Below are 24,311 nucleotides of genomic sequence, written 5' to 3' on the forward strand. Positions count from 1 at the left end.
TTATGCTTCCGGCTGTGTCTTTGCTTTCTTCCTCTGAATAAACAAAAAGATTAGTGGAATCGTGCAAAACAGCGGTATGGATGAAATGAGGAACGTATCCCCAATTCCTCTTGATGTAGCATCCAGTGTGATTAAACTACTTATGGATGACATCCATGAGTTGCCCAATGTCGCTTGTAGCGTATGAGCCGAGTCTGGTGTAATGGACTCCGAAATTTGCTGGGCATGAGCAGCCGAACGGCTTTGCATAATGGCGGTTAGCACCGCAATCGCCATAGATGCAGCCACAGTACGTACCAGATTGGACGCTGTAGACGCATTGGCTACCTTGCTAGGATGAACGGCATTCATGCCGACCGTGGACAATGGCATCATGCAAATACCAATTCCCAGACCCCGTAATGCCATTACGGTTTCCAACCAGGCATGAGAAGTATCTGGCGTAAGCTGGTGAAGATGATAGGTCATAAAGCTGGTTAGCGTCAGGCCCACAAGTCCCAAAGGCACAATGCCGAACTTATCGAACAGCTTCCCGGCAATAGGCATCATAGCCGCCATGGCAATGGCCTGTGGAATGAGGATAATACCGGTATCAATCGGTGACACACGCTGGATATTTTGCAAAAACAACGGTGTTAGGAACGTTCCTCCGTACATCCCCATCATGACCAGACTGGAAGCAATGACACTAATCGTATATTTTGAATTCTTGAATAATGAGATTTCAATTACCGCATTATCCTTGCCGCTTTCTACATAGATCAGAAAAACAAGTGCCCAGAAAGCAACAAACAGCAAGGATACAATTCCAAAAGAAGTCCAGCCATCACGCTGTCCGTTTGTCAGTGCGTACAAAAGTGTTCCGGCACAAGTTGCGGCCAGCAAAAAGCCCGGTAGATCAAACGGCTTCGGCTCTACTTTAGGCGGTTCTTTGATTAGAAGAATAACCATTAAAATTGCAAATAAAGCAACTGGCACACTGACAATAAACAAGAACCGCCAGTTAAACCACTCAATTAAATATCCGCTGAGCGTAGGCCCTACAGCCGGCGCTGCCATTGCGGCGATCCCCCATATACCAAGGGACATACCGATTTGTTCACGCGGCATAATTTTGTAAATAATCGTCATACTCAGCGGCATAATAACACCACCGCCCAGACCAGCCAGCACCCGTGCTGCGATCAGGGAAGAATCACTCCATGCAAAAATACATATTCCCGTTCCCAGCGAAAATACGCTGAGCGCAAGAATCAAAAACTTTTTGTATCCGAGGCGCTGCTCCATATATCCGGTAATCGGTACAATTACACCAGATGCAAGCGTGTAACCTGTAATAACCCACTGAATACGTGTCGTCGTAGATCCTAAATCCGTCGTCAATCTAGGAATGGCGACATTGATCAGACTGTTGTTCAGAATGGCGACAAAGGCGCCTAAAACGATAGCGAAAAAGGCAAGCCAGCGTTCTTTGGAAGAATCTGTCGAAGGAGCAGCAGCAATATCATTGGCAGCCACATGGACCCCTCCTTTTTAAGGTGTATGAATTTTTACTTCCACGTTCGTTCCAGGGATAAGCTTCATATCCTTCGGCTTGTTCACAGCAATCTCTACAGGCACACGCTGAGTCACCTTGTTAAAGTTACCACTTGTGTTCACTGCAGGAACGAGTGAGAACACGGCGTTGGAGGCTTCGCCCACTTTACGAACTTTACCCTGAATCACCTGGTCACCTGCTGCATCAAGCGTAATATCAACAAGCTGTCCTGGTTTAATACGGTTAATATCGGTTTCTTCAATGTTCGTGGATACGTACAAGCTGTTCATATCCACCATAGTTGCAACAGCACTACCCGGCGATCCGATTTCATGCTCTTTCGAATAAATCTTAATAACGGTTCCGTTGATCGGCGCGCGCAGTACAGACTTGCTGATCATACTCGCATCCAGCCCCGATACATCCTGCTCGGCAATCGGTTCATTACGCTGAACAACATCTCCTTCTTCCACATCAATGTGGCTAATTTCTCCGGAGATTTGCGGCATTACCTTATATTGATCGGCTTGAATGCGCGCATCGTCACTTTTAACAAAGTGTGTTGCTTGATACCAATAATAGTAGCCAATAGCTCCACCGCTCAGAATGAGCAGTACAATGAGGATTGGCAATACAGTTTTCTTACTCACTTCTTCCACCCCTGTTGTCCAAAAAATTTTATTATTCAACGCTAATATTTTAAAATTGAAATATTAGGCCATTAAACCAAATAGAGAACGTAAATAAACACATGGCAACATTCCATGCAAAAGACAGGACTAACTTTATGTACATAGGACAATCTGATCCATGATCCACAAACCGTCTTTTTATATTTAAATATTTTCATATAACTATTGTACATTGAAATATTATAGATATATTTATCTATTCAGGCAACATAAATTTTCAGTTTTTTCATAATTTTTTTTCATAAAAAAGAGCCTTGTTTCCAAGGCTCTTTCACGAAAAGGGATAGTTTACAATTAAAGGGTTACACAGTAACGTTATGAGAAAGGCGTAGGTACAGCTGACCGTTGTTTGCAGTTTTTCGCCCCCTGCCCTTCCTTCGTGTTCCTATTCATTCTATTCCCTTGAGAAGCTTGCTTTTCCATGCAACCCCCGCAACGGCAGCGTTCTGTCGTCCCATGTACATCCTCTTTGGAATCCCGTAATAGCAGCACGTAATCCAGAGATTGCTGTAAAGAAGAAGGTCCCGGAATGAAACGGACCTTCTTGCCTTCTAGCAGACAATATACCTCAATAAGCTGAGGAAGAGCTCCAAATGCATAATAACAAAATACATTTGTCATATGTTGGAACGTACTAATAACGTTAGGGTTATAGTCAACGATGTACTTTTGAATGAGCAGGGAATCTGCTTCTGCTGATAGTTGCCAAGCAGCCTGAACAATAAGCGAAATATTGACCTCTAACTCAGGCACAGACGTACAAAATTGTTCATACAGCATTACAGGTACCAGCAAGTCATTATTTAAGCCACAAATTTTTGACAACTCACCTGACACTTTATTTTTGACATCCCAATAATGGAACAAAGATTCAAAGCTGTCTGACTGCTTGGGCCACCATTTCTCCAGCACATACTGGACAGGGACTTCCCGCCGCACCTCTACTTCCATTCCAAAGTATTCGTTCAGCGCATGCCCTATTGCATATTGAACCCGTTGCCGCCAATTCCAACCCTCACGCCCTCTTTTCCTCTGTGATTGACGAATTGGCTGTGGAGTTCTCCACATCTCCTCAAGCTGATAGTCGTGCAGAAGAGGAAAGGCGCTTAAGCCATCGCTATTGCGCATACCTATCCCTCACTCTCTTCTCAGGACACCCCAATACCCGCCTGTGCAAATTGTCTTCCGTAAGCTCGGCAATTCTCCTTATCATCATCCAATGGATTAAATTCAATCTTCAGACTCTCCTGAATGACCGATGCGCCGCGTTCTTTGACTTTTTCCTCTACCAAGTCCACTGCGCCACAGAATTGCGTATAAGATGTATCTCCACTGCCAAATACTGCGGTCTTTTTACCAGACAAATCAAGCTCGTCTAGTTCCTCGTAAAAATCCAAAAATTCATCAGGAAGCTCACCATCTCCCCATGTATATACACCCAGTAGGAACCCGTCATATGCGAGCAGTTCTTGCGCGCTGCAATCATACGAAGCCTTCAACTCCGCCTCGTGCCCTGCCTGACGGACGCCCTCGGCGATCAATTCCGCGATTTCCTCTGTATTACCTGTCAAACTGGCATAAGCAATCATGATTTTACCCAAGTTCATCCCTCACCTTTATTTGAAATATGGGATGCTTTCACTCCCTGTTACTCAAATAATATTTGATAATGATTCTCATTGTCAAATGTTAATTTCAAAAACTAGGTTTAATCTTATGGAAATATACGCAAAACAGCCGCATTACATGCGGCTGTTGGCAGATAAACTCTATGGATAAACAAATTATTAGTTACAACATAGGTCATTACCTTATAATGCGCTCCGCCAACATGAATCCACGCTTCGGCAGAAGCTTCGAACAAAGGCTTCGTCTACCACAAAACGCTGGCTACAGGCAGTTTAGGCAGTTTGTGTTTAATTAAGTGGAACTTCAGCTGTGTTGATAAAAAATATTATGTACGTACAATCCATTCCGTCTTTCATTATTATGATAAAAAACGGATGGTTGTACGTACAAGTGGGATTGATTTCATTTTAATATGGAAGCGCTATAATTACAAGTGCATCCTAGAAAAAATATTTTGGACCATTTGACTACTTACTTATTTATGTAATCATTCGATTGTTGCTGAGGTTTGTTGTACAATAGACTCCATATGGGGATTTCTGTGCAGCTTGCTGCCTGAATCCTGAATTGACTGCTGAAGGATGGATTGTACATGTATGTAGCACAAGAATGGAAAGACTATGAAGTAATGGATACAGGCGGTGGTGAAAAACTGGAACGTTGGGGTGATATTGTCCTGCGTCGTCCCGATCCGCAAATCATATGGCCTTTGGCCCAGGAAACAGCCGAATGGCGTAATGTTCATGGACATTACCACCGTAGTTCCTCCGGTGGTGGCAACTGGGATATGAAAAAACCTATCCCCGAGCGCTGGACAATTAGCTATGGACCGCTTAAATTCCACATTAAACCGACCAGCTTCAAGCATACCGGTCTTTTTCCAGAGCAAGCAGCGAACTGGAGCTGGATGATGGATAAAATCAAAGGCGCAGGCAGACCAATTTCCGTACTGAACCTGTTTGCATACACGGGAGGAGCCACGACTGCTGCTGCGTATGCTGGAGCTAGTGTAGTTCACGTGGATGCCGCCAAAGGCATGGTGCAGTGGGCAAAGGAAAACGTTCAATTGTCCGGTCTGGCTGACCGTCCGGTACGCTTCATTACGGACGACGTATTCAAGTTCGTGCAACGAGAACAACGTCGGGGCAACCGTTATGATGCCATTATTATGGACCCTCCTTCTTACGGACGCGGACCAAACGGAGAAACTTGGAAGCTTGAAGAAAGCTTATACCCGTTTCTCGAATCCTGCATGAGCATTATTTCAGATCAACCGCTGTTCATGCTGATTAACTCTTATACTACAGGTATTTCGCCTACTGTATTGCGCAACATGCTGAGCATGACCATGCAACAAAAGTACGGCGGCCAAATTAGCGCTGGTGAAATTGGATTGCCGATCACACGCTCGGGATTGAATTTGCCTTGTGGTATTCTCGGACGCTGGGAGGCTTAAATTCCTCTTATGACTCAAAATGAACTTACCCGGCATGAGCATGCACAGCCGAATATTCCTGTCCTCTATGAGGACAATCATGTTTTGGCGGTTGTAAAGCCTGTCAATGTTCCAACGCAAGAGGATGCCAGTGGTGATCCTGATCTGTTGTCTTTACTCAAGGAAGATCTAAAAATTAGACACAATAAGCCTGGTAACGTTTTTTTGGGTTTAGTTCACAGACTGGATCGGCCTGTAGGTGGAGCCATGATTTTTGCTAAGACGTCCAAAGCTGCTTCTCGCCTGTCTGAGTCGGTTCGAAGTCGTCATTTTCACAAACTGTATACAGCAGTTCTGAATGGCGTTCCTACGGCCCCACAGGGCCGTCTAACCCATTATCTGCTAAAGGATAGCCGTACCAACACGGTTCAAGCGGTTCGGCCTGGCACGGCTGGTGCGAAGGAAGCCATTTTGGAGTACCGCATGATCGGACAAGCAGATGGACTCAGTCTCGTGCAGATTAAGTTGCACACCGGACGCTCACACCAAATTCGTGTGCAAATGCAGGCGATCGGCTGTCCCCTCTACGGTGACCAAAAATATGGCGGTAATCTGAGCCGGCCCGGTCAACAGCTCGCGCTCTGGTCCTTACTCGCTGGAGCACCGCATCCGGTTAGCAAGGACGATATGAGATTTCACTCGTTACCTCCAGTCCAATTTCCATGGAATGAATGGCCCCGGTCGCTTTATGAGAACATGATTACGTCTGAAATTTGAACCGGAAAACCCTGCCCTATCTGGATATCAACATCTTCAACCCCATTTGCACAAAGAACCTGCAACGCATGTAAACAAACATGCATTGCAGGTTCTTTTTTTGCAGAAAATTAAATTAATGCGTCATCTCATCCTTTTATGACGAGGAAGCCACGGACTGTCCCTTCTTGCTGTTTACCAGCTGTTGACGGGGATGGGCGTTTTGTGCATTCGTATTTTTGATGAAAAACGCTAAAATCAGAGCGGCCACACTCAACACTGTTGCAATGATAAAAGCCGAGTTAATCCCATAAATTGTAGCTTGGTTGCCTGCAGCCAGCATCCCCGCTTTATCCGTCACGGTCAGTCCCTCAGATGTAACAATCGATGTCAAACGGTTGCTGCTCTGTGTTGACATCACTGTCACCAGAATTGCCGTCCCAATCGAGCCAGAAATCATACGCAGCGTGTTACTCATCGCCGTACCATGTGCATTCAATCGTTGCGGAAGCTGATTCAACCCGGCTGTTTGGATCGGCATCATCAGCAACGACATCCCGAACATCCGCACCGTATAATTGATTAACAGTGTCATATAGGTGGTTGTTTCGGTCAACCGTGTAAATTCCCAAGTCGTTATAGCCATGATCAGCAAGCCAATTACAGACAACCAGCGTGCTCCGATTCGGTCAAAAATAGCCCCCGTTACAGGAGACATGAGCCCCATCAGAATCGCTCCCGGTAACATTAGCATACCGGACTGGAGCGGTGTAAAACCCCGAATATTTTGCAAATAAATCGGAAGCAATATCATACCGGCGTACAAAGCCATCGTCACAATCACGTTAATGATTGTCGTCAAGCTGTACACATCGTATTTAAAGATACGGAACTCCAGCATAGGCTCATCTGCCTTCAGTTGGCGAACAATAAACAAAATAAGCGCAATAGTCCCAACGATAAGCGTAGACAGGACCGGAATACTTCCCCAACCCGATGTTCCTGCATCACTAAAGCCGTATAATATTCCACCGAAACCGAGCGTAGACAAAATGATGCCGGGAATGTCCAGCTTTGGCTTGGACTGCTCCGTTACATTTTTCAGAAAAATAAATCCGATCACAATCGAAATCACTGAAATCGGCAGGATGATCCAGAACAAAACCCGCCAGTCATAATGCTGTACTATATAACCGGATAAGGTTGGCCCAATGGCTGGAGCAAAACCCATCGCAATCCCCAAGGTTCCCATCGCCCGGCCACGACGCTCTATTGGGTAGATGTTCAAGATAACCACCATCATTAAGGGCATCATGATACCTGCTCCCGCGGCCTGAATAAGCCGACCGATCAGCAATATGCTGAAGCTTGGAGCTACAGCACATAACAGCGTGCCTATTGAAAAAATAGTCATCGCGCTAATAAACAATTTACGAGTGGAGAAACGGGCAATCAAGAACGCGGTCACCGGGATCAATACCCCATTCACGAGCATAAAGCCCGTACTAAGCCACTGAGCTATATTGGCATCTATATTCAAATCACTCATCATTTTCGGTAAAGCCACACTGATTAACGTCTGATTTAATATCGCTACAATCGCACCAATCAACAGAGCGGCCACAATGGGTGCTCTGCGTACATTACCTGGTAGTGTCATTTGAGGACTGCTCAAGTTGATTCATTCCCTTCGGTGTTAATTTCATGATCATTTGTTTATGGATATCCAGGACCATCTCTAGCTGCTCCTTCGGGATGTCCAGAATGGGCAAGACGCGCTCCATCCACATGGCGTCTACTTTTTGCATGATATCTTTTCCTTCCGGCGTAAGCGTCAGCACTAAGGATCTACGGTCATGCTCATGCCGTCCGCGAGCAATATATCCCGCCTTGGTCAAGCGGTCAACTACCCCACTCATAGAGCTGCTTCCCACATGCGCTATGTCTGCCAGCTCGGATAATCCGATGTTGGGGCGTTTATTCAGAATTGCCAAAGCCATATGCTGAATGGCCGTCAGATCCAAATGCTGCTCCTCATTCCAGAAGGAATAAAATATCGTTTTGTTAACCTCCCTTACCGATTGAATAATCCGGTACACCTCAAGTCTGTCTTCCTCTCTATCACTCACTGGAACCATCCTTCTTTCTAATATCCAATTGACAATCCATATACATATACTAGAAACTATTTGTATACGAAATGTTATTTATTCATAACTATTATTTTATCATCTCTTATGTAAATGTCAACATTCACCCAAATATCACCTATACTTCAACACAAAAAAGCGCGGTATGAATACCACGATAGGTATTTACATCCGCGCACTCCTACTTACCTTAAAATGATAATCTGCTGCGTACAGCTACTTTTCATGTAGCCGCCATTCTAGTTATTCTGCTCGCTCTATTGGTTCCTTTACTCCCTCAGCCTCACTTGTCATTACTGAAGTTTTCGCCTTCGTTGTAATTTTCCCCAACAAATAAACCAGCAAATTTTGATTGTGCTGAGAAATTCGGTTTAGTGCAGAACCCAGAAAATCATCCCGGATTCGCAATCCACGCTCTACTTCTTCTCTCCCTTGATCCGAAATGACAATCCATACAATTCTACGGTCCTTTACGTCTCTGAAACGGGTGACCAGTCGATTCCGCTCCATCCGATCCAGCAGCATCGTAACCGCGGCTGGTGTGGTGGCGAGATATGGGATTAGTTGAGACGGTTTCATACGGCCGTATTCGTTCAAAACCTCCAGCACCGTAAGTTGAGCTTCCGTTAGTGATGGAGCCAGCTGCTGCTCCATATGAACCTTATAATCCTTAGCCATTCTGGACCAGATTTTCGCAAATTCGGTCGTTTGCATTTTGCCTCACTCCTTTAAATAACAGGGTCAGTAAAAGCATCAAAGTTACCGTATGGGCCACCGTCCGGATTGTATTTCATCACATTAAATTTTCGCCATTCAGCCCCGGTTTCCTGCCGTTTTTGGAGCACGAAATGAAAAGGGGAAGGAAGTCTCACCTCGGTTTTGAAGGCTGGTCAGGGTTCGACAGCATGACGGCAAAAAGGTCCTCATTCGTGCCGGAATGGCACGAGAGGACCTCTCTTTTTCGAGCTAAAAAGCGCTTGACTTTCCTATTATTCTATGGACTGAGAAGCTTGCGGCTCACTACGCAGCAGCACATTCACAATTTCGTCCTTCTTCTCCACTGGAGCTAGCAGCTTGCCTGTATCCTTTCGGTCGGTCAAAGGAGCCTTTTCCGAAAGGAAGGACATCGTTTGTCCTTCTGCTGTGATTGCAAATAATTGAACAGCTTCACGGCAATAGAAGGCAGCCACGATTCGAGTTCCATTCGAACGTACTCGTTTGCCTTCCTTGAACTCAAAGGTGGTGATACCTTTGCCGCCTCTTCCCTGTGTAGGATAATCCAGCAGAAGCGTACGCTTACCATAACCGGACTCGGTCAGCACCAACACTTCTCCTTCATCCTCTTCTACCCACAACGCCGCGATAATTTCATCGCCTTCGGCTAGCTGTATACCTTTGACACCAGCCGAGACGCGCCCCATCGCATTAACCTCTTGCTCCTTGAAGCGTATACTCATACCCGCGCGGGTAATCAGCATAATATCCCGGGTACCCTCGCTTAACGTTACCGATAACACCTCATCGTCCCCTGCTACTTTGCAGGCGGCTACGGCACTGGAACGTTTTGTAGCATATTCTTTTAATTCTGTACGCTTTACTTGGCCCTTCTTTGTTACAAATACCAGGCTTTTGCCAATTTCCTCGATGTTTTTGAGCGGGATGACACTTACGATACGATCTTCCTTCGATAACGGAATGACGTTGACAATTGGAGTGCCCGGCTCTTTCCACTTATACTCTGGCACCTGATGTACAGGTAATAAAAAGTATTGTCCGCGCTGGGTGAAGACGAGCAATATGTCCAGCGTATTCACATCAAGCAATTGGGTAACGTAATCCCCTTCTTTAACACCAGAACTTGAACGTTCCCCGCCTGAACGAGTGAATGACAACATACTTGTACGTTTCACATAGCCATCTTTTGAGAGTGTCAGCAGCACATCCTCTGCTCCCACCATGACTTCCAGGTTCACCTTAATCTCTTCTACCTCGCCCTGGATATCTGAACGACGGTCAATGCCGTACTTTTCACGAATTTCCAACAGTTCCTTGCGAATCAGGCTGATCAGCTTGCGATCACTTTCCAGAATAGAACGATATTGTGCGATTTTTTTCTGGATGTCACCCAGTTCTTTTTCAAGCGTGGTGATTTCCAGATTGGTGAGACGATACAACTGCAAAGTCAAAATAGAATCTGCCTGACGTTCGCTAAAACCAAACATCCATTGCAAATTATTTTGCGCGTCCTGGCGATTTTTGGAAGCTTTAATGGCTGCGATGACCTCATCCAGAATGTTCAGCGCCTTGACCAAACCTTCCAGCACATGGGCACGATCCTCTGCCTTTTCCAGTTCATACTGGATACGGTGAGTGACAACTTCGCGTTGATGGGCGATATACGCTTCCAAAATGGACTTTAGCCCAAGCTGATGTGGCGCTTTGTTCACAATAGCTACCATGTTGAAGTTATATGCCACCTGTAGGTCGGTTTTTTTCAGCAAATAAGCTAAAATCCCTTCCGCATCGGCTTCCTTCTTCAGCTCCACAACAATGCGCAAACCATTTCGTCCGCTTTCGTCACGAACCTCGGCAATCCCTTCCACCTTTTTCTCCAGACGGATATTCTCCATGGCGGTTACGAGCCTTGATTTGACGATCTGGTATGGGATTTCGGTAATGACTAGCTGCTGCTTACCTCCGCGCAAGGACTGAATTTCCGTTTTGGAACGAATATAAATACGTCCTTTTCCCGTGCGGTAAGCGTCCTTGATGCCTTCGCCACCCATAATGAGTCCGCCAGTCGGGAAATCAGGACCTTTGATAAAGGTCATAATCTCTTCCAGCTCAATCTCTGGCTTTTCCATCACCGCAATGCTGGCATCAATAACTTCGCGTAAACTATGTGTAGGGATCTCTGTCGCAAATCCCGCCGAGATCCCACTGGAACCGTTCACCAACAAATTTGGATAACGAGACGGCAACACAACGGGCTCTTTGGCCGAGTTATCAAAATTGTCCTTGAACAAAACCGTACGCTTTTCAATATCGCGCAGCATTTCCATTGCGATCGGAGACAAGCGAGCCTCCGTATAACGCATAGCTGCCGCCGGATCATCATCCTGGGAGCCCCAGTTACCGTGACCGTCCACCAGCACGTGACTCATTTTCCAAGGCTGCGCCATCCGTACCATGCCGTCGTATATCGACGAGTCACCGTGGGGGTGGTAATTACCCATAACGTCCCCAACGGTTTTGGCCGATTTACGATATGCTTTATCCGGCGTATTGCCCGAATCGTACATTGCATAAAGAATACGACGTTGTACGGGTTTTAATCCGTCCCGTACGTCGGGTATCGCCCGATCCTGAATAATATATTTGGAATATCGGCCAAAGCGGTCACCGACCACTTCCTCCAGAAAAGCTGGCAAAAACTGCTCCGATAAGCTCATGTATACACCTCTTTTGATAGCACTACTCTACGTATTCCGTAAAATCTACGTTTTCCACGATCCAGCGCTTGCGCGGATCCACCTTATCACCCATCAAAGTGGACACCCTGCGTTCAGCCTTGGCTGCATCCTCTATCTGAACGCGTAGCAAGGTGCGTGAATCGGGATTCATCGTTGTTTCCCATAACTGATCAGGGTTCATTTCCCCAAGTCCTTTATAGCGCTGAAGCTCAAAATTTCGTCCAAATTCTTTTAAATAATTATCAAGCTGCTCGTCAGTCCAAGCATAACGCACCGTTTCGAGCTTACCCGACTTTCGAGTTATTTTATACAATGGCGGTTGAGCAATAAATATGCGTCCTGCATCAATAAGCTCTTTCATGTACCGATAAAAGAACGTCAACAACAGCACTTGAATGTGCGCACCATCTGTATCTGCATCGGTCATAATGATGATTTTGGAATAATTGCTGTCTTCCAGCGAAAACTCTGTTCCTACTCCCGCACCAATAGCTGCTGTAATAGCACGGTACTCATCATTCTTCATAATATCCGCCAGTTTGGATTTTTCCGGATTCATCGGCTTGCCCTTTAGCGGCAATATGGCCTGAATTTTGGAATCCCGTCCCTGCTTGGCTGATCCTCCAGCCGAATCGCCTTCCACAATAAACAACTCATTACGTGTAAAATCCTTGGACTGCGCAGGCGACAATTTACCATTCAAATTGGAACTTTCACTGCGTTTTTTGCCGGAACGCATTTCATCCCGAGCTTTACGTGCAGCTTCACGCGCTCTGGATGCTTGAACTGCCTTCTTGATCAAAGTTTGTGCTATCTGCGGATTTTCTTCCAAAAAACGCTGCATCTGCTCAGATACGATGGCATCCACTGTACTCCGTGCCGAAGCGCTTCCCAGCTGATCCTTTGTCTGGCCGACAAATTCAACCTCAGCCATCTTGACACTGATTACAGCCATCATGCCCTCACGTAGATCGTTGCCCTCCAAGTTTTTATCCTTTTCTTTCAACATCACCGTTTTCCGGGCATAGTCGTTCATGACACGAGTGTAAGCGGTTTTGAATCCCGTTTCATGCGTACCTCCTCCACGTGTCGGAATGGAGTTAACGAACGAAGCAATCGTCTCTGTATAACCAGCATTGTACTGGATGGCAATCTCTACTTCAATGTCTTCTTTCTCGGCATTAAAGTGAATAACGTCATGCAGCACATCCTTGCCCTCATTCAGAAAAGCAACAAACTGACTTGCGCCACCCTCATAAAAATACTCATCTGACTTTCCGCTGCGTTCGTCTTTAAGTTGAATACGAAGGCCCGAATTTAGAAAAGCAATTTCCTGAAGGCGCTCAGCCAACGTATCGTAGTTAAAATGAATGCCTGCCTGAAAAACACGAATATCCGGTTTAAATGTAATTTTCGAGCCCGTCTTGTTAGTATTGCCCAGCACTTCAAGGCCTGTGGTCGGTTCCCCGACATGCTCCACGCCCTTCTTGTCCTGCCAATATTCAAACCGCTGACGGTGAATCTTGCCGTCCCGGTAAATTTCTACTTCAAGCCATTCCGAAAGAGCGTTCGTTACAGACGCACCTACACCGTGCAGACCCCCGGATTTTTTATATCCCGAACCGCCAAACTTACCTCCGGCGTGCAAAATGGTGAATACAACCTGAGGCGTAGGAATTCCCGTTTTGTGCATTCCCGTAGGAATACCGCGCCCGTTGTCTGATACTGTAACGGAACCGTCCTTATGCATTGTAATATCAATGCGAGAGCAAAACTTGGCGAGATGTTCATCCACCGCGTTGTCTACAATTTCCCATACCAAATGATGCAGCCCCGAAGAACTGGTGCTCCCGATGTACATGCCCGGCCGTTTGCGAACTGCCACAAGCCCTTCGAGCACTTGAATGTCGTCCGCGCCATATTCCGAAGCTCCGCTTTGTGTGCCGGACACTCCCGCAGACAAGTCGATTTTGTCGACCATTCATGCTCCCCCTTTGTCTAATCGTAACCGTGTTTTGCCTTATTCTTGATGATTTTCACCAAAAATGCAAACAGATGTTTTCTTTTACCTTGTCCATTTTAATTCAATATATCCCGTTTCGTAAAGACGGCGAATGAAACAATCAATGCCGCAGCCCCCCAAATGCCCAGTACAGCTAAAGAAAAGGGTAAGGTCATTCCCTCAATGGGGGCGGGGCTTCCAGATAAATAATCGGTTAATTCGAGGTTAACCATAAATAAATATTTAGCACTCTGCCAAGATGAAGCCATGTTTGTCAAAATAGTGCCCGAAATAAGTGCAGCCATCATGACCACGATACTTGCCGCCGTACTTCGTACCAGGACAGATACCATGAAGGCTAACGAAGCTACCACAAGACTGACGAACCAGATCAATCCGGCTTGCAGCATCAGATAATGCCATTGTGGAATCGCGTGTACAGCAGACAAATCCACCGTCGATCCAACAATTTGAAATCCGGTAAATACCGGAACATTAAAACCGCGAAAACCAAAAAACAAGCCTGATATCAGATAGCTAATTACAAATACAGCTAAAATGATGAGCGAGACGAACATATACAATGTCAGCAGCTTGCTCAGCAGTATTTTCCACCGCCTGACTGGGCGAGTCAGCAACATTTTTATCGTGCCTGTCGTCCGTTCTCCAGAAACCAAGTCGGAGGCAATGGCCATAATCAACAGCGGAACGAACAGATTAATAGAATTATCCATAAACTCTCTGGTAAAGGTGACACCACTCGGCTCATTAGGATTCACATCATTTTCCAAATAATATTGCATCTGCTGCACAAAGACCCGACGGTAGGTCTTCCATTCCTCGGGAACCCGGTCACTTCCCAGCGAGTTTTGATTATCGGTAATCGCCTGACGCAGTTCGAGTCGCCAATCATTGCCGAATTTTTCGCGATTGTTTTCTGCCACTTTCATCTGAGCGTACGTAAAAATCGGCACAAGCACAAGTAAAACAAGTAAAATGACATAAAATCGTTTCTTCTTGATAATTTTGAGCGTTTCATTTTGTACGAGCGGTAAAATGTTATTCAAGTATCTCACCTTCCGTCATTTTCAGGAATAGCTGCTCCAGTGTAGGATTGATTTTGGTTACACCTTTAACGGAAATACCGGAAGCCGTCATTTGTGTCACCAGCTCCGCAATATGCTCTTCATCCATTTCTGTAAAAATTGCATCGGCTCCGCTGCCTGCCACAATGCTGTCATCAATTAATTCATCGGCGTTCGTAATTATTTGCACATGCGGAGAATTTTGCAATATGGCAAGACCCTGATCACGAGGCTCCAGTTGCCATACGGCCATGTGCGAGTGCGTATCAACCAATTCCCGTACACCACCTACAGCTAGCACCTTTCCCCGACTTATAATTGCCACCCGATCACATAGCAGCTGGATTTCGCTGAGCAAATGGCTGGAAACAAATACAGCCATGCCTTCTGCCGCTAGCAAACGGATAAAAGCTCTCATTTCCTTGATCCCCTTGGGGTCTAACCCGTTCGTCGGTTCATCCAAAATGAGCAATTTCGGTCTACCAAGCAAGGCTTGGGCTATACCAAGACGCTGGCGCATTCCGAGAGAATACGTACTTACTTTATCATGGATACGGCGATCGAGCCGAACAAGCTCAACGACTTCGCGGATACGCGGCTCGTCTACACCAGGCTGCATACGGGCAAAATGCTCTAAATTCTCCCACCCTGTCAGGTAGCTGTACACCTCTGGATTTTCCACAATAGAACCAATATGCCGCAAAGCCTGCTCAGGGTCACGATTTACATTATGTCCACAGACAGTAATCGTCCCTTCCGTAGGCTTAATTAAATCGACCAGCATACGAATAGTCGTCGTTTTTCCAGCCCCATTAGGACCGAGAAATCCGAAAATTTCACCCGCACGAACGTCGAATGTTACATCATGAATGATCATTTTGCGTTTGATACGTTTCTTAACGCGCTGAACAGAGAGAACTGTTTCGTTATTGCTTCTGTCTCTGCCTGCGCTGCCAACCTGATTGGCGGAATGGAAACTGGACACTGCATCCCTTGATGTCGGATTTTGGGTTATTCCAGCCCCGGTCTTGTCAGCAGATTGGATGCTCATTACTTGTTCCCTCCCTTTTTCACTTCAGCGGGTTGGCTACTTGTAGACTGTTGTTCATTTTCCACTTTATCGGCATCCTTCGTGGTTGCAACTGCAAACCCTTGCGCGATACGTTCAGCGATTGCCTGATAGCCCTGTCCGTTTGGATGAAAATGATCGGAAGATAAATAGACGGGCAAATTTTGCTGGAACAAATCGAAAGTTGGAACCAGAGTCATATTGCTGTTTTGGTTGGTAATTGCCATGGCAGCCAGATTCCATTCTGTGACCACAAGATTACCAGGAATTTTCATTTCCTGCAGATCACTGAATGGATTATATAATCCGACATAGATAATTTTAGCATTCGGATTGATTTTCCCTACCTTTGTCAGCACTTTTTGCAGACGTTTGGCGGCATCAGGCACAGCTTTACGCAAACCACTGAGTGTAGGTGGCTCTTTGCCAGTTTGGGCAGCCTGAGCCCCCTGAAATAAATCATTTCCGCCAATCGAGACAATAATGACGTTAGCCTTTTTCAACACATAAGAAACACCAGGCTCATCCAGCTTGGTCAATAGTCCTTGAGTCGTCAGTCCATTAATCCCCAGATTATTTATGAGCTGAGCCTTATGGCCTTCCTGATTATTTAACAAGCTCACCGACCGACGCACAAAACCACTTCCGGAGTCATCCCCTGTGCCTTTGGCTAGCGAATCTCCAATGGCAGCTACCCGAAACTCTCCCGTCTGATTTGTAGCGGATGGCGCAGTTTGTGTCTGCGATGAACCGGAATGCACAGGTTGAGTGCTAACCATTGGCTCTGGAGCCGTGATACTTTGTACTGCTGTAATAAATCCGTACAATAATAGCAATGTGGCGGCAATGGAAACGGAACCGACAGACCGCCAAATCCATTTTGATGAATTCACTCGTGTTCCCTCCTGATAGCTTAGTGAAATAAACATAAGGCTTCTCATATCATTTTACAAATAAACCGTTCGGAATAAAAGCGCAATAAACGCTTAGAGTCACACATAATTTCCCATGAACATGCAAAAAAAGGATGGCAAATGGCCACCCTTATATTATACTTTCTTGTGCGAATAGTTTATCCTCACAACTCTAATCAGACGAACCAAACTATTTACTATCAGGGATGAAACTTTTGATCCATTGTCCAAAACTGCCCGGATTTCGACTTTGAATCAGTACCGTCCCTTCACCGCGAAAGCGGCATACAAGCGCTTCTCCACTCGTTACGCTGGACAACCAGCCTTTAGATGCTTTTTCAATTTTATAATCCATATAATCCGGCCATGCCACCAGATGAGCATTATCAATAATACGCTCCTCTCCTGGCGCGATGTAAATGGGATGAATGGCTCCGTAAGAGGACAGGAATACCGTACCTCGACCACTGATTTCTACGATAAAAAAACCTTCACCAGAGAATAAACCTTTCATCAGGTTTTGCATTTTGGTGCTAACCTCAATACCTTCCGTGCAAGCCAGAAAACCGTCCTTTTGGACCAACAGTCTATACGTGCCATCCAGTTCCACCGCTTGTACATCACCTATACTGGCAGGGGCTAATAACACCTCAGCCGATCCCCGGGCTGCCCTCAGTTCTTGAAAAAAGAATTTTTCTCCGCTCAGCATTCTGCCTAAACCACGTAACAGTCCACCGTCTACCGTCCCCTTTATATCTACACTGGAAGACATGGAAACCATCGCTCCCATTTCCGCTTTAATCATTTCTCCGGGGTTCAACTGCACCTTGAGCATAGCAAAGGCACCTTCATGCACGATTTCGTAGCTCATTTGTTCACCTGGCTTTCCATAAGTAGTCTGCAATCCATTCAACTTGCTGATATCATACTATAAATACGTCCCTTATGTCTTTTCTGGTATAAAGCAATGGTTATGCCACTGGAGGAATAAGAGACACCAAAAGACCCGCTGAACGTGTCAGCGGGTCTCCAGATTAACGTCACGTCACTATCTTTTCGTAGCAGCGACATGACGTTGTGAACGTATTTACGATCATCTTAGTTACGTGTGAACTCTTGTACCCAATATCCATTGTAGTAAGCCACACCAATTTGTGTATATTCTGCCTTCAAAATATTCTCACGGTGTCCCTGGCTGTTCATCCAGGCTTTCATCACTTCTTGTGGTGTTTGTTGTCCCATGGCAATATTCTCACCCGCATACGTATAAGTTACACCGAATTTTTTCATCATATCAAATGGTGAACCATAGGTCGGAGATGTATGGGAAAAGTAATTGTTCGTACTCATATCCTTCGCCTTGACTAAGGCTACTTCTGTAAGCTTCGCATTCGATGCGAGGGGCTTCAGACCTTTTTGGCTGCGCTCGTTATTTACAAGCTTTACAACCTCAGCTGCAAATTGGGACTTGCTCAGTTGTGCATCCGATCCTGCTGACTGGCCCGCGCCTGAGTTTGTGCTTTGTTTTTGGGTCTGTTGCTTGTTACTAGACTGCGAAGCCTTTTGGCTACCCTGTTTGGTTGTTGCTTGTTTACCGGATGAAGGATTTGCTGTTTTGTTTTTAGCCTTGTCCTTTTCAGAACCATCCTTAATTACGGTCTTTGTTATTGTAGTCGTCCCGTTGGACATATTGACGGTATATCCGTTATTTTGAAACCATTGTTGCAGTTGGGCAGTCAAATCGTCAGCTGGTGAAGCTGATGCCGGAACGATGAATCCTGCGGATAAAATGGCGCTTAGACTTCCCATCACCAGTGTTTTTTTCAACATATTCTTCATTTCGTCATCTCCTTGTTGTATAAATGCCTTGGTGTGAACGCGTCTGGTTACAACTTTGTAATCTTTACTCTAGCAGTATATCATGTTTTATAGAAGGATCAATGGTATAAAAGTTGGAAAAAAAATAGCCCCGCTCGGAATTGACCCATGCGGAACTAAGTTAAAAGTAGTGAGGCTTTAAGTATTAGATTGTCTTGTTATAGGCTGATTATCTAAGCTTTTTGCTGAAACGGTAGCCTTGCTTTTCAAAGCCGATTCGATTGTAGAATGCTCGGGCCTCTACTTGTTTGATGCGGTTATTCGCTCCGGTAATGAATAAATGATAGCATCCTTGCGCACGTCCCCACTCCTCACCACAAGCCACCAGGCGCTTGCCAATGCCCTCGCCGCGATACTCCCCGCTCACGACCAGCATGGTGATTTGTACGGCAGGATCAGGATAAGCCAAGCTTTGAGCCGTATGCATGCCGATTACTCCGACAACACGACCATCCATTTCTGCAACCATCATATTCGCTTGACTGTCCTCCCGCGTTGTTCCCATAACTTCTTTCATTACACCACAAGTCATCGGGTATCCGACTTCTCTTAGTAGTCCAGTTACGGCTTCGCAATCGCCAAGCTCTACGGAACGAATTGTCAGTACTGGAATCATCACATTGTTAGACATGATTTACCTCCACTTTCAGCATATTAGCAGCTTCTTTGGCCGTCTTCCGTGCTGTTTCCACATCTTCTGCAGCGCTAAGCGCTACAGCCATCCGGCGTCCCGGCTTGGTTTCAGGCTTCCCGAACACTCGCACCTGTGTCCGGGGTAGCAATAATGCATCATGCAGACCGCTTATTACAAAATCCCGCGTAGCCACTTCTGCCTTCAAAGTAGCTGAAGCTCCTGGTGTAAGCAGCGTGACGGATGGCACCGGGAATCCGAGAATGGCCCGCACATGAAGCGCAAATTCCGACAAATCCTGCGTGATCATGGTCACCATTCCTGTATCATGCGGACGAGGGGATACTTCACTGAATATGACGCCATCAGCTGTTAAAAACAGCTCTACGCCAAACAATCCGTAACCACCCAGTTCATCCGTAATCGTACGGGCAATGTTCTCCGCCTCCGAAAGCTGCTTGTCCGTCATGCCATGAGGCTGCCAGGATTCGACATAATCCCCATCTTTCTGAATGTGGCCAATCGGTGGGCAAAAAGTCGTACCCGAAACCGATCTGACGGTCAATAAGGTAATTTCGCTCTCAAACGGGACAAAAGCTTCAACAATGACACGTGTTGTTTTGGCACGCGCGCCTTCCAGCGCCGTATTCCAGCAGGATTCTGCATCTTCGAGTGCCCGGCATACAGACTGCCCTTTACCCGACGAACTCATCAAAGGCTTGACCACACATGGCGTGCCCAGCTCATGAACCGCCGACCGCAACTGGTCAAAATTATCTGCAAAACGATAGGCAGCAGTCGGAAGCTGTAATTTCTCGGCAGCCAGCCTGCGGATACCTTCCCGGTCCATCGTAAGACGGGCGGCACGGGCCGTTGGTACTACGTGAAATCCTTCTTGCTCTAATTCTTCCAAAGCACCCGTAGCAATAGCTTCGATTTCAGGTACAATTATGTCGGGCTTTTCCTTACGAATTAGTGCCTTCAACGCCTCAGCATCCTGCATATCCAGACAGTGAGAGCGATGGGCCACCTGCATTGCTGGAGCCAGTTCATAGCGATCTACAGCAATACATTCCACGCCAAGCCGCTGAGCTTCAATAATGACTTCTTTTCCCAATTCGCCGCTACCCAGCAGCAGCATTTTCTTAGCCTTGGCAGAAAAAGGAGCACCCCACATCTTGAACTCTTCCCCCTCTGACGAAATTGCTCTGATCTCTTTTCATCTTTATTTTCAGGGTTTAGCTCCAAGAATGCAATAGTGCTCGGCATTTAAATTTACAAAAAACGCGATTTTTTGATCTTTTTTTTACAAAAATCTGAACTGTGCTTCCACCAGCCCCCGATATATTCCATGTTTTTTCATCAATTGTTCATGATTACCACTTTCTTGGATTTCCCCATGATCCAGTACAACAATATGATCAGCATTCCGGATGGTGGACAAACGGTGAGCGACCATAAACGAAGTTCTGCCTTCCAGTAAAACCTGAAGAGCCTCCTGAATTTTCAACTCCGTTTCCGTATCAATACTGGCTGTTGCTTCATCCAGAATAAGAATTCGCGGATTTGCCAGCAAGGCACGAGCAAAGGATAAGAGCTGTCGCTGGCCCATGGACAACATTCCCCCCCGCTCTTCTACCTCTGTTTCATAGCCAGCTGGCAAGTGAACAATGAACTCGTGAGCATTGACCGCCTTGGCAGCCGCTTCAATTTCCTCATCCGTTGCATCCAATCGGCCAAATCGGATATTATCGCGTATCGTCCCCGAAAAAATAAATGTATCCTGTAGCACGATGCTAATCTGGCTTCGCAAGCTCTCCACCGTGACATCACGCACATCATGACCGTCAATCGTAAGCCGCCCTGACGTAATGTCATAAAAACGGCTTAGCAGATTAATAATTGTACTTTTACCTGATCCGGTATGACCCACAAGCGCTATAGATTGACCCGCTTCAACAGAGAGATTGATACCTTTAAGCGCCTGACGTCCCTTTTCATATTCAAAAATGACCTTTTCAAATTGGATATCGCCCCGTATGGGCGGCAAATCTTTTGCTCCCGGTTTGTTCGCAATATTCGGCTGTTCATCCATAAACTCAAAAATTCGTTCTGACGAAGCCATCGCAACCAGTAGCTGATTATACATTTGGCCCAGCCGATTAATCGGCTCCCAAAAGTTCCCTACATAGTTAGCAAACGCAACCAGTAATCCCACCGTAAGCTGATCTGTCTGAATTAAATGCGCTCCAAACCAAAACAGCACAAGCGTACCAAATCCTCCGGTAATATCAATAAGTGGGCCAAAGACCTGATTCATGGCAGAAGCCTTATCCCACGATTTTTTGCTAGAGCTGTTCATGTCGTCGAAATAAGCCATGTTTTCCTGCTCCTGCGTATACGCTTGTGTCACACGAATCCCCTGAATGGACTCATTCAAATGAGAGTTGATACGCGAGTTCTTCATACGGACTTCTTGCCAAGCGCGGCGGATGCGTACGCGCAGCTTGGTCGAGATCAAAAACATGATCGGAACGGTCACAATTACCGCCAAACCGAGCTTCCAGTTAATAAGCAGCAAAATGACAATAATTCCGATAAGCTGTACGCAGTCAATTAGGACATTCACTGCACCGTTCGTAAAAAGATCCTGTAGCGAGTTAATGTCATTCGTCACGCGCACTAATACAGAACCTGCTGGTCTCTTATCAAAAAAGTTAAAGGATAGCTTTTGAATATGCTTGAATAAATCTTCACGCAAATCGTAAATAACCCGTTGACCGATAATATTGGTGAATTTAATGCGGTACGTGCTGGCTGCCCATTGAATTAAATATAACAAGAGCACGGCACCCGTGATGAGCAGTAGTAACTTTACGCTGGGCAGTGCAGGCCATGCGGGAGCAATTGCCTTATCAATGGCCAGACTGATCAAATAAGGAACGGTCAGCTTGGTAATGGTGCCGAGAATCATCATGACCAGAAGGATCGGCAGAATCTGACGGGCATAAGGCTTCATGTATGCCAGCAAACGTTTGAATTCTGACCAGTTAAACGGTTTGTCAATGACATCATCATCTTGATAGACAAAGCGTTCATTCGTTGGCTTTTTTAACGGTTTGACTTTTTCTGCGGGTATATTCATGGTCTCACCTGCCCTTCGGATACACCGTCTGGAGCCTGAGCTATGTAATCGGCGTATTGAATATGATACACATCCTGATATGGACCTGGAGTAGCAATGAGCTGTTCATGTGTTCCACGCTGGACGATTCGTCCTTCCTCAAGCACCACAATCTCATTGGCATGACGAAGTGAAGAGATTCGATGAGCAATTATAAATGTTGTTCGACCACGCATAACCTCTTGAAAACCGGTCTGTATTTCATGCTCTGTCTCCATATCAACCGCACTGGTAGCATCATCCAGTACCAGAATTTTCGGATTTTTGAGTAGTGCGCGCGCGATGGCGATCCGTTGTTTCTGCCCTCCGGACAGTCCCAATCCACGTTCTCCGACGACAGTGTCATATCCCAGCGGTAGTTCAGTTATGAATTCATGTGCCTGAGCCAGTTTGGAAACGCGTATGATGTCATCCATACTGACATGACTTAATCCATATGAAATATTGTTGCGTATAGAGGACGAAAACAAAAACGTCTCCTGAAACACGGAAGAAATTTGAGCACGTAAATCGCGAATCTTCAAGTGACGTATATCCTTGCCATCCAACTTGATACTTCCTGCATTCACATTATAAGCGCGCATGAGTAATTGAATAATGGTAGACTTCCCTGACCCCGTTCCGCCTAAAATTCCAATGACTGATCCCGGAGGTGCGTCTAAATTGATGTCAACAACAGCAGGGAGCTTATTTCCGTAAGCAAAGGTAACATGTTCAAACGTAACATGTCCTTCCACCTGATCGGCATCGAGTTTAAGTGCTCCGGCTTCATCGGTTACATCTATGGACTGATTTAGCAGTTCCAAGACCCTTTCACCAGAAGCTTTGGACTGCGTATAGTTATTGATATGAAAGCCAATGCTCCAGATGGGGCCGATAATATACCAAATTAAGCTAAAGAAAGCGACGAGCTGCCCCAAGGTCATTGACTTCTGAATGACCAGATACCCCCCCATGCCCAACAGCAGGACCACACTGACAGAAGCTATCAGTTCCATTGCGGGGAAAAACCGACTCCATAAGGAAGCAGCCTGAATTTGATTACTTTTGTATTGCTCATTACGTACTGAAAATTTCTCAACTTCATATGATTCGCGGGCAAAAGATTTGACGGTTCGCACACCTGTTATATTTTCTTGGACCGCTGTCGTCAAGGCGCTAAGGGCAATCCGCATTTCCTGAAAGGTGGGATGAATCCGGGATTCAAACTTGAATGTGACGAAGAGTAGCAATGGCATGCTGATCATCGTAATGAGGGTGAGCTGCCAGTTAATATACAGCATCATCATAGAGCCGAATACGACCATCAGTAGCACATTGAGGAGTTGGGCAAAACCAAACCCGATAAAGTTACGAATTGCCTCCAAATCACCAGTCAGTCGGGACATGAGATCCCCCGTTTTGGCAGTGTCATAATATCTGAAGGACAGAAATTGCAGCTTTTCGTAACAAGCATTGCGGAGTCGGTACGCCAAGTAGTTACCTAGCCGTCCACCAAAAAAACCATGTAAAAATTGCATGAACCCTTTAATGATGACTACTCCTAGCACAGTCAGAGCCAGCGCCGGGACTTTCCCGAAGTCACCGGGGATGATAGCGTTATCAATTAGCCTTTGGAGCAGGTTCGGATACACCAGTCCCAGGGCCGTCGCTATCGCAAGGCATAAAATAGAAAGAAACAGATAGTGTCTCCTCTCGCGAAAAAAAACTTGCAGTTGCCTGAGCACTTCCATGTCAATGTCCCTCCATTAGTTGCACGACGTTGTTATATGGCTTAGTGAAGTTTACCATTCGCTTTCCAAGGGGGCAAAGAGGATAACAAGCCGTATTCAGGCAGGTTATCAATTGGTGGGTGATTAGACAAATTAAATCGCTT

General features: G+C 45.9%; 20 protein-coding genes. 2 read left to right on the forward strand and 18 right to left on the reverse strand.

The window, feature by feature from the left end; translation table 11 throughout:
* From BM358_RS06570 to BM358_RS06585, 4 genes are all read right to left on the reverse strand, one after another.
* Nucleotides 1–1,518 (reverse strand): DHA2 family efflux MFS transporter permease subunit, encoded by a 1,518-nt coding sequence (locus BM358_RS06570; protein ID WP_028540696.1) that lies wholly within the window; start codon nt 1,516–1,518, stop codon nt 1–3.
* A 15-nt stretch (nt 1,519–1,533) separates the two neighbouring features.
* A complete protein-coding gene (locus BM358_RS06575) occupies nt 1,534–2,187 on the reverse strand; it encodes an HlyD family secretion protein (protein ID WP_023989065.1) in 654 nt (217 codons plus the stop codon).
* 357 nt (nt 2,188–2,544) lie between these two features.
* On the reverse strand, nt 2,545–3,357 hold the full coding sequence (locus BM358_RS06580) for a hypothetical protein (RefSeq protein ID WP_028540695.1): 813 nt from the start codon (nt 3,355–3,357) through the stop codon (nt 2,545–2,547).
* A 20-nt stretch (nt 3,358–3,377) separates the two neighbouring features.
* Nucleotides 3,378–3,836, reverse strand: coding sequence for a flavodoxin (locus BM358_RS06585; RefSeq protein WP_034095047.1), 459 nt, complete (start codon nt 3,834–3,836; stop codon nt 3,378–3,380).
* 614 nt (nt 3,837–4,450) lie between these two features.
* On the opposite strand from BM358_RS06585, the gene BM358_RS06590 reads away from it, so the two are divergent.
* Both BM358_RS06590 and BM358_RS06595 read left to right on the forward strand, forming a co-directional pair.
* Nucleotides 4,451–5,314, forward strand: a complete 864-nt coding sequence (locus BM358_RS06590) for a class I SAM-dependent methyltransferase (RefSeq protein WP_028540694.1) — start codon at nt 4,451–4,453, stop codon at nt 5,312–5,314.
* Nucleotides 5,315–5,323: 9 nt separating this feature from the next.
* On the forward strand, nt 5,324–6,070 hold the full coding sequence (locus BM358_RS06595) for an RluA family pseudouridine synthase (protein ID WP_023989069.1): 747 nt from the start codon (nt 5,324–5,326) through the stop codon (nt 6,068–6,070).
* Nucleotides 6,071–6,206: 136 nt separating this feature from the next.
* Here the strand turns inward: BM358_RS06595 and BM358_RS06600 are convergent, their stop codons facing one another.
* The 14 genes from BM358_RS06600 to BM358_RS06665 all read right to left on the reverse strand — a co-directional run bounded on the left by BM358_RS06600 (nt 6,207) and on the right by BM358_RS06665 (nt 24,168).
* Nucleotides 6,207–7,709: a DHA2 family efflux MFS transporter permease subunit gene (locus tag BM358_RS06600; protein ID WP_028540693.1), complete on the reverse strand. Its 1,503-nt coding sequence runs from the start codon at nt 7,707–7,709 to the stop codon at nt 6,207–6,209.
* Nucleotides 7,693–8,178, reverse strand: a complete 486-nt coding sequence (locus BM358_RS06605; RefSeq protein WP_023989070.1) for a MarR family winged helix-turn-helix transcriptional regulator — start codon at nt 8,176–8,178, stop codon at nt 7,693–7,695. Before BM358_RS06605 ends, BM358_RS06600 begins: the two co-directional genes overlap by 17 nt.
* A 264-nt stretch (nt 8,179–8,442) precedes the next feature.
* The gene (locus BM358_RS06610; RefSeq protein ID WP_013310615.1) at nt 8,443–8,913 is read right to left on the reverse strand and encodes a MarR family winged helix-turn-helix transcriptional regulator; all 471 of its coding nucleotides are present in this window, start codon (nt 8,911–8,913) and stop codon (nt 8,443–8,445) included.
* A gap of 275 nt (nt 8,914–9,188) precedes the next feature.
* Complete coding sequence (gene gyrA, locus BM358_RS06615; RefSeq protein ID WP_013310616.1) at nt 9,189–11,651, reverse strand: DNA gyrase subunit A; 2,463 nt, start codon at nt 11,649–11,651, stop codon at nt 9,189–9,191.
* A gap of 22 nt (nt 11,652–11,673) precedes the next feature.
* Nucleotides 11,674–13,653, reverse strand: coding sequence for a DNA topoisomerase IV subunit B (gene parE / locus BM358_RS06620; protein ID WP_028540692.1), 1,980 nt, complete (start codon nt 13,651–13,653; stop codon nt 11,674–11,676).
* A gap of 98 nt (nt 13,654–13,751) precedes the next feature.
* The gene (locus tag BM358_RS06625) at nt 13,752–14,741 is read right to left on the reverse strand and encodes an ABC transporter permease (RefSeq protein WP_023989072.1); all 990 of its coding nucleotides are present in this window, start codon (nt 14,739–14,741) and stop codon (nt 13,752–13,754) included.
* Nucleotides 14,734–15,810 (reverse strand): ABC transporter ATP-binding protein, encoded by a 1,077-nt coding sequence (locus BM358_RS06630; RefSeq protein ID WP_028540691.1) that lies wholly within the window; start codon nt 15,808–15,810, stop codon nt 14,734–14,736. Before BM358_RS06630 ends, BM358_RS06625 begins: the two co-directional genes overlap by 8 nt.
* Nucleotides 15,810–16,757: a GDSL-type esterase/lipase family protein gene (locus BM358_RS06635; RefSeq protein WP_049828345.1), complete on the reverse strand. Its 948-nt coding sequence runs from the start codon at nt 16,755–16,757 to the stop codon at nt 15,810–15,812. The genes BM358_RS06630 and BM358_RS06635 overlap by 1 nt, the downstream gene beginning before the upstream one ends.
* Nucleotides 16,758–16,932: 175 nt before the next feature.
* Complete coding sequence (locus BM358_RS06640; protein WP_023989075.1) at nt 16,933–17,613, reverse strand: TIGR00266 family protein; 681 nt, start codon at nt 17,611–17,613, stop codon at nt 16,933–16,935.
* A 227-nt stretch (nt 17,614–17,840) separates the two neighbouring features.
* The gene (locus BM358_RS06645; RefSeq protein WP_028540689.1) at nt 17,841–18,581 is read right to left on the reverse strand and encodes a CAP domain-containing protein; all 741 of its coding nucleotides are present in this window, start codon (nt 18,579–18,581) and stop codon (nt 17,841–17,843) included.
* A gap of 208 nt (nt 18,582–18,789) precedes the next feature.
* On the reverse strand, nt 18,790–19,251 hold the full coding sequence (locus BM358_RS06650; protein ID WP_013310623.1) for a GNAT family N-acetyltransferase: 462 nt from the start codon (nt 19,249–19,251) through the stop codon (nt 18,790–18,792).
* Nucleotides 19,244–20,428 carry a formate-dependent phosphoribosylglycinamide formyltransferase gene (gene purT / locus BM358_RS06655; RefSeq protein WP_023989077.1) on the reverse strand — a complete coding sequence of 395 codons (1,185 nt, stop codon included), beginning with the start codon at nt 20,426–20,428 and terminating at the stop codon, nt 19,244–19,246. The genes BM358_RS06650 and purT overlap by 8 nt, the downstream gene beginning before the upstream one ends.
* Before the next feature lie 129 nt (nt 20,429–20,557).
* A complete protein-coding gene (locus BM358_RS06660) occupies nt 20,558–22,396 on the reverse strand; it encodes an ABC transporter ATP-binding protein (protein ID WP_028540688.1) in 1,839 nt (612 codons plus the stop codon).
* Nucleotides 22,393–24,168 carry an ABC transporter ATP-binding protein gene (locus BM358_RS06665; RefSeq protein ID WP_023989079.1) on the reverse strand — a complete coding sequence of 592 codons (1,776 nt, stop codon included), beginning with the start codon at nt 24,166–24,168 and terminating at the stop codon, nt 22,393–22,395. Before BM358_RS06665 ends, BM358_RS06660 begins: the two co-directional genes overlap by 4 nt.
* Nucleotides 24,169–24,311: the final 143 nt, after the last annotated feature.

The organism is Paenibacillus sp. cl130, from assembly GCF_900116035.1.
Lineage (GTDB): Bacteria > Bacillota > Bacilli > Paenibacillales > Paenibacillaceae > Paenibacillus > Paenibacillus polymyxa_B.

Bases quoted from the DNA above. Each gene is read 5' to 3' on its own strand.
- BM358_RS06585 (WP_034095047.1), bottom strand. From the start codon at position 3,836: ATGAACTTGGGTAAAATCATGATTGCTTATGCCAGTTTGACAGGTAAT.
- BM358_RS06590 (WP_028540694.1), top strand. From the start codon at position 4,451: ATGTATGTAGCACAAGAATGGAAAGACTATGAAGTAATGGATACAGGC.
- BM358_RS06630 (WP_028540691.1), bottom strand. From the start codon at position 15,810: ATGAGCATCCAATCTGCTGACAAGACCGGGGCTGGAATAACCCAAAAT.
- BM358_RS06600 (WP_028540693.1), bottom strand. From the start codon at position 7,709: ATGACACTACCAGGTAATGTACGCAGAGCACCCATTGTGGCCGCTCTG.
- BM358_RS06580 (WP_028540695.1), bottom strand. From the start codon at position 3,357: ATGCGCAATAGCGATGGCTTAAGCGCCTTTCCTCTTCTGCACGACTAT.
- parE (WP_028540692.1), bottom strand. From the start codon at position 13,653: ATGGTCGACAAAATCGACTTGTCTGCGGGAGTGTCCGGCACACAAAGC.
- BM358_RS06665 (WP_023989079.1), bottom strand. From the start codon at position 24,168: ATGGAAGTGCTCAGGCAACTGCAAGTTTTTTTTCGCGAGAGGAGACAC.
- BM358_RS06645 (WP_028540689.1), bottom strand. From the start codon at position 18,581: ATGAAGAATATGTTGAAAAAAACACTGGTGATGGGAAGTCTAAGCGCC.
- gyrA (WP_013310616.1), bottom strand. From the start codon at position 11,651: ATGAGCTTATCGGAGCAGTTTTTGCCAGCTTTTCTGGAGGAAGTGGTC.
- BM358_RS06660 (WP_028540688.1), bottom strand. From the start codon at position 22,396: ATGAATATACCCGCAGAAAAAGTCAAACCGTTAAAAAAGCCAACGAAT.
- purT (WP_023989077.1), bottom strand. From the start codon at position 20,428: ATGTGGGGTGCTCCTTTTTCTGCCAAGGCTAAGAAAATGCTGCTGCTG.
- BM358_RS06595 (WP_023989069.1), top strand. From the start codon at position 5,324: ATGACTCAAAATGAACTTACCCGGCATGAGCATGCACAGCCGAATATT.
- BM358_RS06640 (WP_023989075.1), bottom strand. From the start codon at position 17,613: ATGAGCTACGAAATCGTGCATGAAGGTGCCTTTGCTATGCTCAAGGTG.
- BM358_RS06610 (WP_013310615.1), bottom strand. From the start codon at position 8,913: ATGCAAACGACCGAATTTGCGAAAATCTGGTCCAGAATGGCTAAGGAT.
- BM358_RS06635 (WP_049828345.1), bottom strand. From the start codon at position 16,757: ATGTTTATTTCACTAAGCTATCAGGAGGGAACACGAGTGAATTCATCA.
- BM358_RS06650 (WP_013310623.1), bottom strand. From the start codon at position 19,251: ATGTCTAACAATGTGATGATTCCAGTACTGACAATTCGTTCCGTAGAG.